The organism is Sporomusa malonica, assembly GCF_900176355.1.
Lineage (GTDB): Bacteria > Bacillota > Negativicutes > Sporomusales > Sporomusaceae > Sporomusa > Sporomusa malonica.
The window spans coordinates 152,090-170,632 of sequence record NZ_FWXI01000002.1 but is presented as its reverse complement, the minus strand read 5'-3'; the positions used below and the strand labels follow the sequence as shown (position 1 = coordinate 170,632).

Genomic DNA, 18,543 nt, shown 5'->3' with positions numbered 1-18,543 from the left:
TTTGATTAATAAAACTACCGCAATACCTTATTTTCGCTTTTCAATTTATAGTAATGTTCTTTGTTTCTGTATTTGAAAACTCGTGCAGGGTGTCCCCCAGCAATTGCGCAGGCAGGAATATCATTTACAACAGTGCTGCCTGCTTGAATTATTGCACCTTCACCAATTGTAACCCCGCCAAGTATATTTACTTTTGACCCTATCCATACATTATCCTCAATTACAACATCCTTATAAATATATGTTTTATCATATGGAATCGTTTCACCACTATCAAAATTGTGATTTTGAGATATTATCATACAATCAACCCCTGAATGGAAATTATTTCCAATGACAATTTGTCCTCCACCAAACATTTTCATCCCATTAAAACTTACATTATCACCTAAAATTGTAGTTGGTGTTACAAGTGTATATCCATTAACTATTAAATCCTTACCAACTTTTTTTGCGATAGCTTTCACTATCTTAGTAAAAATGAATCTTTTGATTATTTTTCTAAGCTTATTAACTAGTTTTAATGTTTTATACATAGCTGCTCCCTTTCCTTTACTATAAATAGGCTTTAAAGTGTTCCAAATATCTTCTTTTATAATCATCTGGATAAAAACTTATAATATCATTTTGCTGACAACGTTTGTTAACTAAATAATCTTTTATGTTTTGAGGATTATCAATCCAAACACCTAAGTTCTTATCAATTTCCGATGAGGAACAAGCATCGTTTATAATGAAAACAATTCGCCCATAACTAATAGCTTCATATATTACGTTAGAATGTATTGTAACTACATATTTACACATCTCTAAATAATAGTATATATTGTTTTCTTCACCAATAACTATATTTGCATCTCTTAATTTGTTTCGCTGTGATAATAATAAATTCTCGCGAGGGTGTGGACGATAAATAATATTAGCTTCATTTCCCATTATTCTTTTTAACTCAATAACAAATGAAATACCAAAATCATTATCAACCCATTGAGAAACATACAAAAAGTTACTATGTATATCACTATATGTTGCTATGGATCTACTCTTTTCCTTTTCTTTGCTAAAAAAGGGGAATCCTAATACTGGGGTATCAACCGATAACGAAACATATTGCTTGTAATATTCACTTAATAAGCCGATTTCATCTGGCAAATATTCACTATATCTAGTCCGATTTAAATCTTTTTCTTGTATACGATATTGAATATTATCTATTGATATGTTGCCATGCTGTAATTCGATAACTTTAATACCACGTTTTTTTGCAATATTTATCAAATAGCTATTCATTTCACCATATACAGCACAGTGGACAAATATTATTTTAGGATTGTATATATTTAGCAACTTGTTTATCTGTAAAGAAAAAGCTTTAATTCTACCACATATGCTCTCAACTTTTCTTTTTAAAAAAGAGATTTCACTGGAAGAAAGATTAAATACTTCGCCAACATAAAGGCAAAACTCATTTATCATTTTTCGATTAGCATTGACATCAATTCGACCAAAAGTTTTATAATATAATTCTTCATTAATTCTAATTAAATCATAGAATTTAAACCCATTAAATTTTCGTGGCATGCATAAATTCGCAGTCGTTGAACTTTCGATTGAAATGATTTGATCATTAAATAATTCAAAAGTATAGTCATAAATAGGATTTATATAAACATTATCTGCTTTTACAAAATTATTCGTTGAAATGAATGCAAGCGCATTTACATTTTTATGTGTCTTATAGGGATTGTACTTTATAATATAGGGAATCTTATTTAAAATCGTTTTAATCTTTTTGGAAAATGAAATTGTCTGTTTTGCTTTTAAAAATTTTTTATTCTTTTTAGATAATAAAAGCAATACTTCGCATCTAACTGCTGGCCACACTTTACTTTTATTAAACGAAAATTCATAAGACATTAATATCTCAAAATGCTTCTCTTCAATATTTAATATAACATCATTGATAGACATGATTTTTCTCCTCACAATGTACATATAAAACCACAGTATTCTTTAGATTCTGCTTAATTTACTGGTATGCATTTTATTTATTACATTTTTAACATAGACCTTGTATTTGTAAATAAGTATACATATGATGACGAATAGGTATAATATTTTATAACCTATTGGCAGATACACTCCAATAAAATGAGATAAACCGACAGCCAAAACAACCTGTAAATTAATTGATAAATAATTAATTTTTAATTTAAAGTATTTCCGACTTTGCCAATATGCAATAATGGATAAAGAAAAATAGGCTAGTATACATGTTATACTTGGCCCATATATTCCAAGCAATGGTGTCAACAGAAAGTTCATCGACAATGAAACTATAGCACTTATCCAACTAGCAACTGCGATAAACTTTGTTGCTGCTTTATAATAGTAGAGGATATTTGTATAAATATAATATATTCCCTGAAAAATAAATCCTATTGAAATCAGCGAAATGATATCAGTTGCTTTATAATATTCAGGATTTATAAACAAATAGAAAGCTTCTTTGCTAAACAGACAAATGCTTACCGATATTAACATCAAAAAATAAACTATCATTTTTGAAGATTCCGATAGTCTATTTATGGACTGCTTATCATTTCTTTCGTACTGTGCACATGCCCAGGGAAAATACGCATGATTTATTGTTGCTGCAATAATACTAACAATCCCTGCTATTTGGATACCGACATTATAAATACCGACCGTGGATAAAGATGCATATCTATTTAATACTAATCTGTCAGTCATTGACATAGTCCAAGTAGCAAGCGTATGTGGAAGTATAGGCAATCCATATTTTAGACTGTCTTTTAACAATGAAGTATCTAGGCATAAGATTATTTCCTTTCTTAATCCTATAATTGAAATTATGAAAAAAAGAATACTTACTGCAGCTTGGATTCCAATTACAGCAACCGCACCTTTGTTAAATACTACAACAAACAGTATGTTTAATGATAATAAAATAATCGTGTTTGCGATAATATTTGCGCTTCTTCTAAATGCATTGTTTTGCATCTGCAATACTTGTTGATAAACAACATAGATTGGAGTAAACACAATATTGATTATCCCTAATAAAATAAAAGGATAGAATGGAACGCTTTTAGCCAAAGGCTCAATTAGATATTTGTTAAACATAATTAATATAGCAGTAAAAACGACACTAACAATCAGAAGAAAACAAATAATTGTTCCAATAAAGCGTTTACGTTTTATCTCATCATCTTTATATTCAAAGTAAAACCTACCGGCAGAAGCAGTCTGCCCTAAAGCATAAAAGGCAGTATAAAAACCACATATTGTCGTTACAATTCCAACTATCCCATATTCCTCACTTGACATATGTTGTGTATACACTGGCAACAATAAAAATACTATACCTTTTTGTATAACAGATGCAATAGTATATACAAATGACTGCTTAAATAAATTTGATATAGACAACGAAGTAGTATTCTTCATAGCTTCTCCTTATACAAAATTCATCGTTATTTGAATGACCCTGCCGCGATTTATGCACATACAGAACGTACGGAGGTGTCCTGTATGAAAAGATTTGTACGGTTATGGCGGTCAATCGTGTAAGGAGAGAGCCGAAAGCCCTTCACTGGGCAAGTCCACTCACACTAGGCTTGATACTCTAACTACCTCTTCGCCTCATTAAGTAGCGATGATACAAATCGAGATATGCAGGAATATTTATACCTACTTTAGTTAAATGGTTAAACGCTTCTCCGATTTTTTTCTCTTTTATTGCTACAAATACTATTTCAAAATAGTGTGCAGAATATAATCTCTTTCTTATATGTCTGTCATACAAATCAAAATGCTTCTTTGTGCTATCAAAAAAAGCTTGTTTAACTTGAATAATTTTCTCTGTATTTGGTCTATTTTGAGCATCATCTCTATGAATTTTGATTAAGTATTGTGATATTAACTTAATCTTATAGTTGATTAAAAAATCTAAAAATAATTGTATCTCCTGATGTCGCAATAATGTTTCATCAAAACCACCTGAACCGCTGAGAGCTTCTTGTCTAAATAACACTGTATCCGTATGAATAGATACTGAACGCTCCAAAACCTGTTTGTGAAGATTGTCATCATTATATATAGTACTATGCTTTTGTAAAACATCGTTATAATAGTACATAGCCAGACAAGACACAGCCCCATATTCTGCTGGCAGCGTATCCAAAATTTTTTTTTGTATTTCAATTTTTTCTAAGAGCCATTCGTCATCATCATCTAAGAAAGCTATATATTCGCCATTTGCAGCAGCTATTCCAATGTTTCTAGCTACTGCACCATTTCTATGGGTTTCCTGTTGAATATATCTTAAGCGATTGTCTTCTATGGAATTAATTTTTCTTTGTACTTCCATACTAAATTCATCATTTGGGTAATTGTCATCTACAACAATTAATTCTATATTCGTATATGTTTGATTCAATACACTATGTATAGCTCTTAATAGCAAGTCGCTTCTTTTATATGTTGGAATAATACAACTTACTAGTCCATGATTCATACTTTTTAATCCCTTCTAGCATTTAATTAAATTATAATTAAATCATTATGTTAAAGTCAGGATCGTAATTGATTAACGCTTTTGCCGTAGAAATCATAATCATCTAGTGTTTTTACTATTCTAGGCATCTGCACTCAACAATTTTTTGAAAAATTTCTTCTCAACGGCATAAATACGCCTACCAACGATCCTATACCATACGAACCATGTAACATTAAAAATAAAAACGGTATCGCAAGTCTATGTGACATTTCTTTTGATCTCTCAAAAGCAAAATAGCAACCAACTGATAAGTGTAATACTATGCCAAGTAACATAAGAACCAAAAACGATTTAGAAAAAAAACCCAATGCAAAACACCCTAGAAGAGATAATACAAAACCAAAAGGAACGAAATGTCTTATTGCCATTTTTCCCGGATGACGTCTAAAATTAATCATTGTCCACTTTCCGTTCATAAAACCCTGTTTCATCATTTTACTCATTGAGTCACGTGAATAATAAGTGGTTTTTATTTCGGGATTTAAATAAAACTTACCTCCATCCGCTCTTATACGTCTATGCATATCATTATCCTGCGTTCGCTCAAGTTGTTCATCAAAGTACCCTAATCTTTCAAACACTTCTTTTTTGTACAACCCAAATGCGACAGTATCAACATATCCCGCTTCTTTCATATATCTAAATTTCGATCCGCCCACTCCAAATGGGGAAGACAGGACTTCTTTTATGATCTCACCCTTTTCAGTCAATGTTTCAGTATTCATAGCTCCACCAACACAGACTGCATCTTTTACTGACAGCATAGTTCTCATACTATTAAATAGATAATCTTTATCAGCATAAGCATGTGCATCAATTCGTATAACATAGTCACCTTGAGCATTCCTGATACCTAAATTCCAACCTGCCGCTAAGGATAACTTGGGATTTGAGAAATATCTTATTTGAACTTTGGTTTCAGTCTTAATAGACGTATCTGTATTATTTTCATCTATACATTTAGCGTACTTCGCCTCTGTCTCTTTCGCAATATCTAATGTCTTATCCGTTGAAAAACCATCTATAATTAACACTTCATAGCAGTCGGCAGGATAGCTCTGCTCCAACAATGATCTAAAACACTGCTCAATATAACATTCTTCATTTCGTGCTACTATCATTGCAGAAATAAAAGGCAACGCCGTCATAACCAATGCCCCTTTGGGTATTATTTTTACATTTCTACTGATAAATTTTGTTGTCTATTTTGTTACCGTTTCCTTCTTCAATACTCCTGAGCTCCCCTCAACAATCCCCTCGGCCCTCAAAACGCTAATGATGGTCCTATAAAAACACTTAACATCCATGGAAAAGCTCATATTCTGAACATACTCTCCATCCAATTTAGCTTTAACTTCTATGGTCAGCTCATCCCTACCATTAATCTGGGCCCAACCGGTTAACCCTGGTCTGATATCATTTGCGCCATATTTGTCACGTTCAACAATCAGGTCATACTGATTCCAAAGTGCCGGCCGGGGGCCAATTATACTCATTTCTCCCCTTAATATATTAATAATTTGTGGTAGTTCATCCAAGCTTGATTTCCTAAGAAAATTACCAATTCCAGTTATAAATTGGTCAGGATTTTGCAGCATGTGGGAAGGCATATCTTTAGGAGTATCAGTTCTCATGGTTCTGAACTTTAATATATAAAATTCGATTTTATTTTTACCTATGCGTTTCTGTTGAAAAAATACAGGTCCCTTAGAGTCTATTTTTATAATAACTGCGATAAATAGAAAAATAGGCCAAAGTATAACGATTGCTATAAGAGATAATATAACATCTAAAACACGCTTAAGTGTTAGGCAAAAACTCATTAAAACACCACACTTCAGTAAATTTTATTTTCTGTGTTCATGACTTGGTACGGAAAAAATCAAAATACGAGGAATCCGGCATGAATCGCCAAAATCATCCAATTTAATGAAAACAGACAGTATTACTGATGCTAACTGTCTGCACGTTTTCTTTCTGCAACATGATTATCAGCTTATATTCGTTGCGACTTAATACTTCCGCTTGTAATCGTTGTAGCTGCTGATGTAAATATTCAGGGACTGTTATTGTGACACTAACATCAGACGAAAGTTTAGCAATCTGCCGGCAACCGCAACCACTAGCTCCGGTAACCTACAGCCCCTACAACCTGCTCCTGATCAAGCTTAACCTCTCACGCCGCAGCGAAAACTTTCAGTCCACACACCCCGTAATTGCGGTACAGTCACCTTGCCGTAGATGCCCGTAACAAACTGACCGTACAGCCTGTCGTACGAGACTGATAAGCATATCGCTAAAAAATACCTACAAGTGTCCAAACGGGACGGTTCTCACCGACAAGAAATCTAAAAAATTTAGAATGAGTAAAGAAACCTTAATTCCTAACTAGCAAAAGTATGTTCTGCTTGTTGTTGCACAGGAACACCCGTAGGATCAACCTTTACATCACTCTTGGCAGTGTTAATACACACATCACAGTATTTTTCTCTAGCTTTATAATAACTCGGGACTAACTTACCAAGTATTGAGATTATTTCTTCTGAACTACTTGCCCTTCTTAAATCCTCTAAACCCATTTGAAATTGCTGCACATCTACCGACTTAAGATTCGCTACAAAGATCTTCTCATGCTTAGTTGAGGTTGTACCTTCCTCTGCAGTAAGCAGTTCCTCAAAGAGTTTCTCACCAGGTCTTAAACCGGTAAACTTGATTTCAATATCCTGACCACGCTCCAATCCTGAAAGCTCAATCAGGTCAGATGCCATGTCAACGATTTTTACCGGCTCACCCATATCAAGAACAAATACCTCGCCACCACTCGCTAACGTACCAGCCTGTAAGACCAGCTGTGTCGCTTCAGGAATTGTCATAAAATACCGCTTCATATCTGGATGCGTTATAGTAATCGGCCCACCCTTAGCAATCTGTTTTTTAAATAGCGGGACAACACTACCGCGACTACCCAGGACATTGCCAAACCGTACTGCAGCAAACCTAGTATTACTTACACTGTTGATGTTCTGAATAACTAGTTCAGCAACTCGTTTTGTCGCGCCCATTACACTGGTGGGATTTACTGCCTTATCAGTAGATATCATAATAAATATACCCGTACCGGCTTTATCGGCTGCTTCAGCAACAGTTTTTGTCCCGAATATATTATTGCGAACAGCTTCTACTGGTTGTGATTCCATTAAAGGAACATGCTTATGGGCAGCCGCATGGAAAATTACCTCTGGTTTTAAGCGGGTAAAAATATCATTAATTCTGTTTTTATCCCGAACGTCTGCGATGATAGGCTTGATGGTAAGTCCACTATATTTTTCACGAAGCTCTCTGTCAATTTCGTAGATACTGTTTTCGCCCTTACCTAATAGTGCGAGCTCACTTGGTGATAACTTGGCAATTTGCCGGCAGAGCTCAGAACCAATCGATCCACCTGCCCCAGTGATTAAAACGCGTTTTCCTGTGAGACAACTAGCAATTTGTTCCAAGTCGAGTGTAACAGGTTCTCGGCGTAACAAATCTTCCAGATCAACATCCCGCAACTGGTTTACAGTTACTTTCCCTTCCATGAGCTCGTAGATACCAGGCACGATCTTAACCGTACAACCTGTTTTTTTACATCCCCGAATAATTTCACGCAACTGAGATCCGCTCAGCGAGGGAATAGCAATTATTATCTCATTTACCTTGTATTTAGCCGCTATGGGAGTAATATCCTGAGAATCCCCCAAAATCTTCACACCAAACAACATCTGATTATGTTTATATTTATCATCATCAATAAAGCCAATCAGTTTTTTCGTATCACAGTAACGCTGGTTGATTTCCCGGGCAATCATAGCACCGGCGTCCCCAGCGCCAACAATAAGAATATGTGAGGACTCCTCTTGTTGCTTTTGACGAATAAAATGTAGAATGCGGATAAATAGCCTGCTGGCACCGACAAGGATAATAACTAGTAGCCAGCTGATAATCGAGATACTTCTCGGAATATTTGCACTGATAATATTCATATACACGCTTATAACTAAGCTGCTTATTGTTACTGCAAATATAATTCCTAACAATTCATGAATACTAGCATAACGCCATAATCTCTGATATAAACCGAAAAGATAGAAGATAGCTAACCTTATCAGAACGATCTCAGGCAGATATTTAAAAATAAGTTCAAAGTAGCGATTATCCACTGTACCTTCAAAACGAAGGTACAGTGCAATAAACGGCACAAATGCGACAATTGCTGCATCTACCAGCAATAAGCACAAGGAGACCATTCTACGTCGCATAAGACCACTCCTCAGTCTTACTTAGCATTTTTTCCCTCATTACCGTAATAATAATAGTAATATGCATGTTCTTCCTCAATTTCGACCTTGTTTAAGATAACGCCAAGGATATGACCATTAGCTTTGAGTAAAAGTTCTTTGGCTTTTTGTGCCATCTCCGGCCTGATTACCCCAGCGCTCAGCACCAACAGGATACCATCTACACTGGAGGCTAATACACAGGCATCGGTAACAGCAACCGTTGGAGGCGCATCAATAATTACAACATCTGCCAATTCTTTCAGACAGCCAATGAGTTCACGCATTTTGGCTGATCCAAGCAGTTCCGAAGGATTAGGCGGAATCGGCCCACTGGTCAACACCTGCAGATTATCAATACCAGTATCCTGGATCAATTCTGTTACCGGGCGTTCCTCCACAAGAATATTGGTCACACCCCTGTTTTTCTTGCCGAAAATTTTATGCTGGACCGGCTTACGTAAGTCACAGTCTACAATAATTACCTTCTTGCCAGACTGCGCCATAGCGACTGCTGTGTTGGCAGTCGTAGTTGATTTACCCTCACCTGGCCCGGCACTAGTAAACATGATGACCCGCAGGTCACTATCAACTTTTGCAAACTGAATATTCGTCCTCATTGTACGATAAGCTTCGGCGATCGGGGACTTCGCGTCCTCATGGACAATGAGCTGTCGTTTCTGAACCATAGTTCACCTCTTCATACGTGTTAGTGCACTTTTAGGCTTGGTGCCCAATCTTAGCTTTAATTAATTCCATTACTCGCGCAAACCAGCTTGTACTGCGTGATGTTGTATCACTATCGAAGTCAGGTATACTCCCAATTACCGGTAAATCCAGGTATTCCTTGACATCTTCAGGTGTTTTGATGGTTTTATTAACAAATTCAGTAATGAAGGCTGTACCGACTCCAACAAAAAGACCGAGAATAGCTGCAATTATTATATTAAGAGCCTTTCTAGGTTTGATTGGGTTATCTGGTGAAATAGCTTTGTCAATGATCTGGACATCTGTTGGTTCCATTACTTCACTTATACGGGCCTCTTCATAACGTTTAGCCAGCATGATATAAATTTCCTGGGCTACATTGGCATCACGGGCCACCTTGATCAACCCTTGTTCCTTCGCCGGCAATTTGCTAATATCCCGACTGCCTTCCGTGATAATCTGGTCAATAGCCTGCTTTTGGGCAGATGCGACTGCAATCTCAGTTTGTGCTAGTATTTTAGTCTCCAAAAGGCCTTGGTAAATCGGGTTAACAGAAGTCGATTCATGATTAACAACTCGGGTGATCTCAGCGTTCAGCATAGACCGCGTTTCAGTAATAGCCGCTTGTATTGCTGCTACTTTCGGATGCTTTTCAGTGTAGTTTGGGACTAGGCTTACTAGTTGGATCTCTAAATCTGACAGTTTCGCCTTATATTGCTGAATCAGCGGATTGTCAGCTACAGTTCCTGGGCTTTGATTGCCAAGTTGCTGTTGAGCACTGGCAAGTTTAGCTTGAGAGGAGGCCATGGTAACTTTATTGTCAGCATCAAGTTTGTCGATAGTAGCAAGCCGATCCAATAATACTTTGGATTCTTGAGAAGGATCTACTATTTTTTGCTCTTGTTTGTATTTTAGCAATAGGGATTCCGCTTGTTCCAGTTCAGCCTTGGACTCTTTAAGCCTCATCCCAATGAAGTCTTTGACTGTTGACTGCTCGGTTCTAACGAGTTCGGTCATTCTCCCCAGAAATACCTCAACAAGTGTATTAGCAACCAACTGAGCTTCCTCCGGCGAGCCAGCCTGTACCCTAATGTCTAATATCTCAGTATCTTTTACTGGCTGAGTTGTAATCCTTTTTAGCATGCCTTCATATGTAGGTATTTGTTCCTTACCGGCCTGCGTTTTGTCAATAACAGTCTCAACCACAGTTCGGCTTTTGAGTATCTCCGCATAAGTAGACATTAATTGCTTGGTCCCAGCAGGACTGCCCATAGGCAGGTCGGACAACAAAGAGCTTGCCAGCCCTTTTGGCTGCTTAACCCTGATTGAGGTTTCCGCCTCATAAGTCGGGGAAATAAGAAAGCTGACTACGGCGGCTATGATTGTAAAGAGCATTAACGTACCAAAAATTAGTTTTCGTTTCTTTTTTAAAGTCTTAATTATATCTCTTAGATCCAGTGTGGTTTCGTCCACTGCGCTACCTCCAAATATGATTTTAAATATAATTAATTATTCATTTATTTCATTAACCTGATAAACGGCCGAAATCCACGGAAGGATATCTTTGGCGAATTCAATTCGATTGTTTTTCGTCAGGTAAACAATATCGCCGTCATTTAAGGTAACGTTTTGCGATATATCTCCTTTTTCCAACAGATTAAGCAAATTGACTTTTAAAGGAGTACTGGTCTGCTCTTTGCGAATAACATATACTTTCTTCTTAGCAGCGTCTCTGGTATAGCTGCCTGCGCTGCCAAGCGCATCAATCAAGTTATGTTGTTTCTCAATCTCATACATGCCAGGTTTTAAAACCTCGCCCAACACGTACACGCGGGTAGTCCTAAACTTGATCACATTTACACTGACAATTGGGTCTTTTAGGTATTGGCCTAGTTTAGTTGTTATTGTGTTTGCCAGTTCACCAGGGGTTATACCAGCTGCCTGTAGTTCGCCAGACAAAGGAATCGCAATCTTACCGTCTGGTCTAATTGGCAATTGCTCAATCTTGAGTTCCTCAAATCCCCACACATCGATGGACAGAACATCTCCAGCCCCTAGTTGATAGTCTTGGGCCACTATGTGTTGCGGCAAAATCATTACTAAAAATAAAATAATTAATACATATACCGATCGTCGCATCTGTTTCCTCCTTGGTAGTCTTTTGTTCTGTGTAAGCCTAAGTAGTCTTATAACATACTTCTGTATTATTAGACATTATTCCCCTAAATCCTGCTATGGCAATCTTGTAAAGATCTTACATCAAAAAATGAAAAAGCAACCTGGATTCATTGTCCAGTTGCTTTTATTGCTGATTTACCCTCGATTATTCTAACATCCTTTTATCAGCTTACTTTTAATCAATTACAACTGCTATTACAAATATATTGTTTTGAAAAGAGTGGTACCTCTAAGAAGTTTTGAGGCTTTTGTCCTAAAATGTTGGACTATAGCTATATACCACAGAAAAGTTAGAAATTCCTTTTAAAACAATGTATTTTATAAACATTTTATTTCGACACTATTTTACAGGACTTATGCATTTGCTGTCAGATGATACCAGAGTGGAGCTTTTGTTTACAGCGAAAACTCTTTTTGTCCATCCCACATATCTCCTCCATTAAGAAAAGTAGCAGCCGTACAGCCTTATTCAGATTACCTTCCACCCCTCTTCCTAATATTTTTTTTTGCAAATTTAATATAATCTTCCATTGCTATTACGAGGGTAAGATATTGATCTGGTGACGGACTGCTCGCACTACAGGTTCCTATCATATCTTGATACATTGTGTCAATCTGATAGGAACTGTACCCCAAATCAAGTAGTTGCTGTTTAAGCGATTCCAGGTAATCGGTTGTATTCATTTCATCCCATCCTCAAACAGTATTGAGACTATAGTGCTAAACATCTAGGAATAAAAGATTAATGCTAATAATAGTAAACTGAGTGCGCACAACTAAGCTTCCTCCCAAGTTTGGCTTTTGGCGATCAGGCCGAACTGCCACGCCTTTATTAACGCCTGCGCGCGGCTGCGCACCTCTAACTTGCCAAACATGTGGTGGGCATGGGTTTTCACAGTGCTGAGCTCTACCCCCAGATCCTGTGCGATCTCCTGATTTGACAAACCTCTTGCCATCCTAATTAGAACAGCTTTCTCCTTACCAGTAAGGTCAGGCATGTTAGGCAGTTGCTTCTGCCAGGCAGCTTTTCTCTCTAGCCACTCTGCCTGTAAAACACTATGTAACTCAGCATTACGCAATGAAAGTGCAGCCAGAGCGGCAAACCGTTCCAACAGGTCGATTTCCCGGACAATAGATGCTCTGTTCCTTGAAGAAAATCCTAGCCCAATAACACCAATAACGCCACTGTCCAACAGCAGCGGAATCCCCAAAACAGAGTGGACAATATCCCAACCATAAGGGCGGTCGTCAGCCCGTGAATGCCATTGCTGAATATTTTCGACCATTAAAAGCTGTCCTGTTTTCCATACAGTGCTGGACACTGATGGTTCTTGCCTGGTTCTCGTCACTCCCTGGTAGCACTGATAGAGGCCCTGCCCGTATTTCAGTTCTAATTTATCTAGTTCCTCATTTACTACATAGAAAAATCCGTGGGGAGTTTGGGTTAACTCGCACGCTATATGCACGATGATCTGGTACATTTCCTGTAGATTCAAACTCCGCGCCAGCAGCATGGCGATGTGATGCATTGAATCTAAATCTACCCTAGAGGTTTCTTGATCGCTAGTCAAATCCAGAGTTTTTTTGCCATCACACATATCTCCTCCATTAAGAAAGGTAGCAGCCATACAGACTTATTTAGATTACTTATCTCAGCACGTTTTAATGCACTTAATAGCAAACTCAATGTAACTCTGTAATCCTTTTACTAACTCTCTTTCTTGCACTAGCGTGAGGTTATTCAAATTCACATTGCCTACTATCTCCTGGATAATACTATGGATTTGATACGGAAAATATCCAAGGTTATTAAGTTGCTTGATCAATTCAGTTATTTCGTGATTCTCCTCCACTATTAAGTCACATCCATTTCTCACTGATTCTCATCTTTATTGTTGCAAGACTTTAGTCCTAGTTAAATAGAACTTTAATCCTACTGTTCTGTTTATTATAATGAATATGAAATCAAAATGCCTCAATCTTTAGGTTGATATTTGGAAAAAATTACTTTTTTATGCAATATTTAGCCAATGTACGACACGAGACGGTTCGTCGTTGTAGCATATATTCTTCCACACGCTGACTGCGACTAGCTATCTTGGAATTAAATGTCCGGCTCTTTGGTATCTTGCTAATGAAAAGAACACTACCCCGAGTTTAATTGGGGTAGTGTTCTTTCTGCGGAATTTTTATTGAGTGGATTTTAATCTAATTATTAGACTTCAAGGTTTTTAACTTGGGGCCTAGTAACCGCTTATAGGCTTCCACACCAGGCTGGTCAAAAGCATCAACGTTAGCCAGCTCGCCTTCATATGCGACAGACAACGCCAACAGGTATAAGAGTTCACCCAAGTGAAACGCGCCAAGAATGGGTAGGATAAAAGTGGCATTAAATCGATTGTCACTGATAAGCGCTGCCGCATTCGCTTCATATGCAGCGTTAAGCGCCTGACTAAGCTGTAATGCTGCTATCTCCGATAGCTTGGGTGCCGTTGGGAAGGCATCAGGTATCACCGGGTCTGTGTACCAACTCGCTATCTGCACAAACTGAACTACCTTATCATGTTTACCATCCTGATGCTGCTGGGTCTGGGCATGCATATCTGTGGTACCGACTGCAACGATTGGCGTGCGACCATAGTATACTTCCCGCCCTGTACGGTCATTCCGCTTACCCAGTGATTCGGCCAGCAGCTGGATATACCACTCTGCCACAGACTTAAGATAATCGGCATAGGGCATGAATACCTCAATATCCCGCCCGTAGTTTTCGGCAGCCAGATATTTGAGTGCTGCGTTAAGTAGGGCCGGGTTATGCCAGATATCCTCTGTTTTGCACGCCTCGTCCATCGAACGTGCTCCCGCTAAAAAGGCATCAATGTCAAACCCAATGCAAGCTGCCGTAACCAAGCCAACTTCAGAAAATACACTGAACCGACCGCCGACACCGTCCGGCACACTGAAAATCGGCCAGCTTTCTTCTGCTGCCAACTTGTGGAGCAGTGTTTCCTGCGCGCCCTCAATGGGATCAGTCACAGCCACAACTTGCACCTCAATGGTGGGAGCTGCCTGCTTAAGGGTGTCATATGCTACCATGAAGGTGGACATGGTATCCAGCGTCGAGCCGGATTTAGAAATGACGACAAGCATTACTTGATACGGACGGGTGGAATTGCCATTAAGCTTAGAACTAGCTTCATACTTAATCTGTTCGATCAGCTCAACAGTACGGCGCGGGTCAATATTATTACCGCTAAAGAACAGCTTAGGGTAACCCTGCCGCGCTTCACTACCCTTGCTGTTCCAGAACTCACCGCAATGCACGTCAAACAGTACCTTGTTCCCCAGGTAAGAGCCGCCAATACCAAACGTGATTACGGCATCCACCTTATTTCTCAATGACTCACCAAATTCTTTGAGCCGGGAAATAGACTCAGGGCTATTCAGGTTTCCGTCCTGTACATAGGGAAGCTGGCTAAATAATACCTTTTCTGGTACTCCATCTTTTGACAAATGCCCACGTACTTCACCAGTTGCCCGCATATGCTCAATCGCTTTGTGGGCGGACTGAAGGCGGTCTGTAATCGCCGTAACGTCAGCTTGGGCCACCCGTCCTTCGCCGTAAAGGTTGGTATAGTCGAAAGTAAAACCTGATGGTAAAGTAAGTACTGTCTCCTGATTAGACATTGAACCCATCCTCCACATCGTCGTACGAGATTGCTTCGTCGTACCTCCTCGCAATGACACTAAGGAAAGCTATCGCCTTCCCCCCTCTGGTCATTGCGAGCGTTAGCGTGGCAATCTCACCCCTCGTGTTATTCCTCAACTTGCGTTGCTGCGTATTCCTTCCCTAACGGCCCGACAGTCCTCAGCAGATAACGCAAAAATTTATCCCTAAGTTCAGGGCGCTTCAATGCAAATTCAACCGTCGCTTCAAGATACCCTTGCTTATCACCAACATCATAGCGGCGGCCTTCAAAATTGTAGGCATACACCGGTTTAAATGCAGCCAGCCGACGCAAAGCGTCTGTTAGTTGGATTTCCCCACCGCGTCCGGGCGGCGTATCTTCAAGCAGATAGAAAATTTCCGGTTCTATGATATACCGGCCCAAGACAGCAAGTTGGGATGGCGATTCTTCAATCGATGGCTTCTCTACCAGATCAATGGCACGCCATATATTGTCCTTGACCAGTTCAGGCTTAACAATTCCATAGCTTGATACCTTTTCTTTAGGTACTTCCTGTACACCAAGGATGGTACCCTGATAGTCATCATAGGCATCCATGAGTTGCTTGAGACAAGGTACATTGGCATCAATAATGTCGTCACCCAAGAGGACCGCAAACGGCTCGTTGCCAACAAACTGTTTAGCACATAAGACGGCGTGTCCTAGCCCCTTGGCTTCCTTTTGACGTACATAGTGGATAGTTACTTCAGACAGTTCTTCTACAAGCCCCAGCAAGTCATACTTGCCCTGGGCCTTCAACGTCATTTCAAGCTCGAACGCCCGGTCAAAATGATCTTCAATGGCCCGTTTGTTACGACCGGTGATAATAAGGATCTCTTCAATCCCTGACTGAATGGCCTCCTCGATAATAAACTGAATTGCAGGTTTATCCACAATCGGTAGCATTTCCTTAGGTTGAGCCTTGGTAGCCGGTAAAAACCGGGTACCAAGACCTGCAGCAGGAATGACTGCCTTTCTTATTTTTTGTTGAGATTTAGGCATATTCTCAGTCCTTTCTATCTTCCGCACTAGTAGAAGGGCTACGAAAAGTGCGATTGCTTCGTCATGCTTCCTCGCAATGACCAGATTTGTCATTGCGAGCGCAGCGTGGCAACCCCTACCCCTGTATCAGTGTCAGCAATTCCTCTGTCTTTTCTTCCATGAGTTTAGCATCACACCTGGATTCAACATTAAGCCTCAGCACCGGTTCTGTATTGGACATCCTGACATTAAATCGCCACTGTTCATACTCAACACTTAGCCCATCAACTCTATCTATCTTTAGAGCCCCTGGCGTATACTTTTCCTCAATCTTTTTGATCACTGTCTTGGCATCCGCGACAGTGTTATTGATCTCACCACTGACCGGATAACATGCTGTTCTTTCGCGCATCAGTTCAGACAGAGGCTTACCCTCACGGCACATAATCTCAAGTACCAAGAGCCACGGAATCATGCCGCTGTCGCAGTAGGAAAACTCTTTGAAATAGTGATGGGCTGACATTTCGCCGCCATAGACGGCGTCTTCTTTGCGCATCCGCTCCTTGATAAAAGCATGACCGCTTTTCGATAAAACAGGTATCCCGCCAGCGTTCTCGACCAATTCAATAGTATTCCAGGTCAGGCGTGGATCATAAATGATCTTGGCCCCAGGATAACGTCTGAGGAAAGCCTGAGCCAAAAAACCGACAAGGTAATACCCTTCAATAAAACCGCCTTGTTCATCAAACAGGAAGCAGCGGTCAAAATCACCGTCCCATGCAATACCAATCGCAGCGCCATGATCACGGACAATCTTTGCAGTAGCCTCACGGTTTTCAACCAACAGCGGATTGGGGACACCGTTCGGGAAACCGCCGTCAGGGTTGTGATGGACTTTGATAAATTCAAACGGCAAATGGGGCTCCAGGGCGTCAATGACTGCACCGGCGCCGCCGTTGCCGGCATTAACAACAACCTTCAGGGGTTTTAGGAGTGTCTTATCGACATATGTCAGCAGATGGGCCACATACTCCTGCGTAATATTGACATAACTGACCTGACCTGGTGTAACCTCCGGGCTTACAGGCAAGAACTCACCTGTCACCACCTGTTCTTCAATCTCTTTCAGACCGCTGTCACCACTGATTGGCCGCGCGTCCTGACGAACCAGCTTCATCCCGTTATAGTCCTGCGGGTTATGGCTGGCCGTAATCATAATGCCGCCATCCAGCTTCAGATGTGCGGTGGCAAAGTAGATCTGCTCAGTGCCGCACACACCAATATCAACAACGTCACAACCGGCTTCAGTCAGGCCTTTTACCAGCGCGTTTCTAAATGCCGGTCCGGAGAGCCTGATATCATGCCCAACGGCCACTTTTTTTGCCTTAAAAATATCAATATAGGCCCGTCCAATGCGGTAAGCCATTTCTTCATTTAACTCATCCGGAACCCGTCCCCGGATGTCATAGGCTTTAAATGCGTTACGTTTTATCTCCATCTCTTCACGCTCCCTTTCTTTACAACCATATACTATATACCACATTAAATAAAAATATTCCTGTACAACTATAAGCTGACAGGAAAATTTTTCAATTCAGCAAGACAGGCTGCTAAATTTTCTTTATTTATTTTTTCTCGTTTCTGGTCTACAATAGATACAAGAGATACTTGGCCTAACAGGCGAGGATGGTGAGGTGAAGGAATGGAAATACAAGAGCAGCTTAATCAGATGCAGGCCATGATGGAACAGCTGGTCAAAATGGTCGGACACAACAACTCAGTAACCGAGGAGCTTGTCCAGCGCATGGACAGGCTGGAGGTCAGGATAGGCAGCCTGGAGGCTCATGTGGGGAGCCTGGAAACCCGTATGAAAAATGGTTTCTCGGATGTTGTTCAGATGATTACTGTCCTTGGTCAGAAGGTTGATAAGATCGATTCTACCCAGGTCCTGCATTCTGATATGCTGCGCAGACTGGCTGCAGATACCGCTCAGCATGAGGCGGAGATCATCCTGCTTAAACGTGCCAAGTGACAAAAAAATCCTGACAGC

15 protein-coding genes are annotated in these 18,543 nt (G+C 39.8%); 1 reads left to right on the top strand and 14 read right to left on the bottom strand.

Going from position 1 to position 18,543, the window contains the following annotated elements; all coding sequences use genetic code 11:
- Positions 1–14: 14 nt before the first annotated feature.
- The 14 genes from B9A22_RS02760 to B9A22_RS02685 form a co-directional block, all read right to left on the bottom strand.
- Positions 15–602: an acyltransferase gene (locus B9A22_RS02760; protein WP_217805861.1), complete on the bottom strand. Its 588-nt coding sequence runs from the start codon at positions 600–602 to the stop codon at positions 15–17.
- A complete protein-coding gene (locus tag B9A22_RS02755) occupies positions 556–1,971 on the bottom strand; it encodes a hypothetical protein (RefSeq protein WP_084574074.1) in 1,416 nt (471 codons plus the stop codon). Before B9A22_RS02755 ends, B9A22_RS02760 begins: the two co-directional genes overlap by 47 nt.
- A gap of 42 nt (positions 1,972–2,013) precedes the next feature.
- Positions 2,014–3,471 (bottom strand): lipopolysaccharide biosynthesis protein, encoded by a 1,458-nt coding sequence (locus B9A22_RS02750; protein WP_084574073.1) that lies wholly within the window; start codon positions 3,469–3,471, stop codon positions 2,014–2,016.
- A gap of 178 nt (positions 3,472–3,649) precedes the next feature.
- Entirely contained in the window at positions 3,650–4,540 is an 891-nt protein-coding gene (locus tag B9A22_RS02745; protein WP_084574072.1) for a glycosyltransferase family 2 protein, read from the bottom strand.
- A gap of 134 nt (positions 4,541–4,674) precedes the next feature.
- Positions 4,675–5,730, bottom strand: a complete 1,056-nt coding sequence (locus B9A22_RS02740; protein WP_084574071.1) for a glycosyltransferase family 2 protein — start codon at positions 5,728–5,730, stop codon at positions 4,675–4,677.
- A gap of 54 nt (positions 5,731–5,784) precedes the next feature.
- Positions 5,785–6,405 carry a sugar transferase gene (locus B9A22_RS02735; protein ID WP_084574070.1) on the bottom strand — a complete coding sequence of 207 codons (621 nt, stop codon included), beginning with the start codon at positions 6,403–6,405 and terminating at the stop codon, positions 5,785–5,787.
- Between the two features lie 561 nt (positions 6,406–6,966).
- Positions 6,967–8,880: a nucleoside-diphosphate sugar epimerase/dehydratase gene (locus B9A22_RS02730; RefSeq protein ID WP_084574069.1), complete on the bottom strand. Its 1,914-nt coding sequence runs from the start codon at positions 8,878–8,880 to the stop codon at positions 6,967–6,969.
- 17 nt (positions 8,881–8,897) lie between these two features.
- A complete protein-coding gene (locus tag B9A22_RS02725; RefSeq protein ID WP_084574068.1) occupies positions 8,898–9,587 on the bottom strand; it encodes a CpsD/CapB family tyrosine-protein kinase in 690 nt (229 codons plus the stop codon).
- Positions 9,588–9,618: 31 nt separating this feature from the next.
- On the bottom strand, positions 9,619–11,079 hold the full coding sequence (locus B9A22_RS02720) for a GumC family protein (RefSeq protein WP_084574067.1): 1,461 nt from the start codon (positions 11,077–11,079) through the stop codon (positions 9,619–9,621).
- Positions 11,080–11,115: 36 nt separating this feature from the next.
- Entirely contained in the window at positions 11,116–11,745 is a 630-nt protein-coding gene (locus B9A22_RS02715; protein ID WP_084574066.1) for a polysaccharide biosynthesis/export family protein, read from the bottom strand.
- Between the two features lie 815 nt (positions 11,746–12,560).
- Positions 12,561–13,382, bottom strand: coding sequence for a GAF domain-containing protein (locus B9A22_RS02705; RefSeq protein ID WP_176215361.1), 822 nt, complete (start codon positions 13,380–13,382; stop codon positions 12,561–12,563).
- A gap of 610 nt (positions 13,383–13,992) precedes the next feature.
- Positions 13,993–15,471, bottom strand: a complete 1,479-nt coding sequence (locus tag B9A22_RS02695; RefSeq protein WP_371360885.1) for a glucose-6-phosphate isomerase — start codon at positions 15,469–15,471, stop codon at positions 13,993–13,995.
- Between the two features lie 128 nt (positions 15,472–15,599).
- Positions 15,600–16,514 (bottom strand): UTP--glucose-1-phosphate uridylyltransferase GalU, encoded by a 915-nt coding sequence (galU, locus tag B9A22_RS02690; protein WP_084574359.1) that lies wholly within the window; start codon positions 16,512–16,514, stop codon positions 15,600–15,602.
- A gap of 115 nt (positions 16,515–16,629) precedes the next feature.
- Positions 16,630–17,991 carry a phosphohexomutase domain-containing protein gene (locus B9A22_RS02685; protein WP_084574061.1) on the bottom strand — a complete coding sequence of 454 codons (1,362 nt, stop codon included), beginning with the start codon at positions 17,989–17,991 and terminating at the stop codon, positions 16,630–16,632.
- A gap of 204 nt (positions 17,992–18,195) precedes the next feature.
- On the opposite strand from B9A22_RS02685, the gene B9A22_RS02680 reads away from it, so the two are divergent.
- On the top strand, positions 18,196–18,525 hold the full coding sequence (locus B9A22_RS02680; RefSeq protein WP_084574060.1) for a hypothetical protein: 330 nt from the start codon (positions 18,196–18,198) through the stop codon (positions 18,523–18,525).
- Positions 18,526–18,543 lie beyond the last annotated feature (18 nt).

What these genes read in the sequence shown, in the direction of transcription:
- B9A22_RS02760 (WP_217805861.1), bottom strand. Translation starts at nt 602, where the DNA reads ATGATTATAAAAGAAGATATTTGGAACACTTTAAAGCCTATTTATAGT.
- B9A22_RS02755 (WP_084574074.1), bottom strand. Translation starts at nt 1,971, where the DNA reads ATGTCTATCAATGATGTTATATTAAATATTGAAGAGAAGCATTTTGAG.
- B9A22_RS02750 (WP_084574073.1), bottom strand. Translation starts at nt 3,471, where the DNA reads ATGAAGAATACTACTTCGTTGTCTATATCAAATTTATTTAAGCAGTCA.
- B9A22_RS02745 (WP_084574072.1), bottom strand. Translation starts at nt 4,540, where the DNA reads ATGAATCATGGACTAGTAAGTTGTATTATTCCAACATATAAAAGAAGC.
- B9A22_RS02740 (WP_084574071.1), bottom strand. Translation starts at nt 5,730, where the DNA reads ATGACGGCGTTGCCTTTTATTTCTGCAATGATAGTAGCACGAAATGAA.
- B9A22_RS02735 (WP_084574070.1), bottom strand. Translation starts at nt 6,405, where the DNA reads ATGAGTTTTTGCCTAACACTTAAGCGTGTTTTAGATGTTATATTATCT.
- B9A22_RS02730 (WP_084574069.1), bottom strand. Translation starts at nt 8,880, where the DNA reads ATGCGACGTAGAATGGTCTCCTTGTGCTTATTGCTGGTAGATGCAGCA.
- B9A22_RS02725 (WP_084574068.1), bottom strand. Translation starts at nt 9,587, where the DNA reads ATGGTTCAGAAACGACAGCTCATTGTCCATGAGGACGCGAAGTCCCCG.
- B9A22_RS02715 (WP_084574066.1), bottom strand. Translation starts at nt 11,745, where the DNA reads ATGCGACGATCGGTATATGTATTAATTATTTTATTTTTAGTAATGATT.
- B9A22_RS02705 (WP_176215361.1), bottom strand. Translation starts at nt 13,382, where the DNA reads ATGTGTGATGGCAAAAAAACTCTGGATTTGACTAGCGATCAAGAAACC.
- B9A22_RS02695 (WP_371360885.1), bottom strand. Translation starts at nt 15,471, where the DNA reads ATGTCTAATCAGGAGACAGTACTTACTTTACCATCAGGTTTTACTTTC.
- galU (WP_084574359.1), bottom strand. Translation starts at nt 16,514, where the DNA reads ATGCCTAAATCTCAACAAAAAATAAGAAAGGCAGTCATTCCTGCTGCA.
- B9A22_RS02685 (WP_084574061.1), bottom strand. Translation starts at nt 17,991, where the DNA reads ATGGAGATAAAACGTAACGCATTTAAAGCCTATGACATCCGGGGACGG.
- B9A22_RS02680 (WP_084574060.1), top strand. Translation starts at nt 18,196, where the DNA reads ATGGAAATACAAGAGCAGCTTAATCAGATGCAGGCCATGATGGAACAG.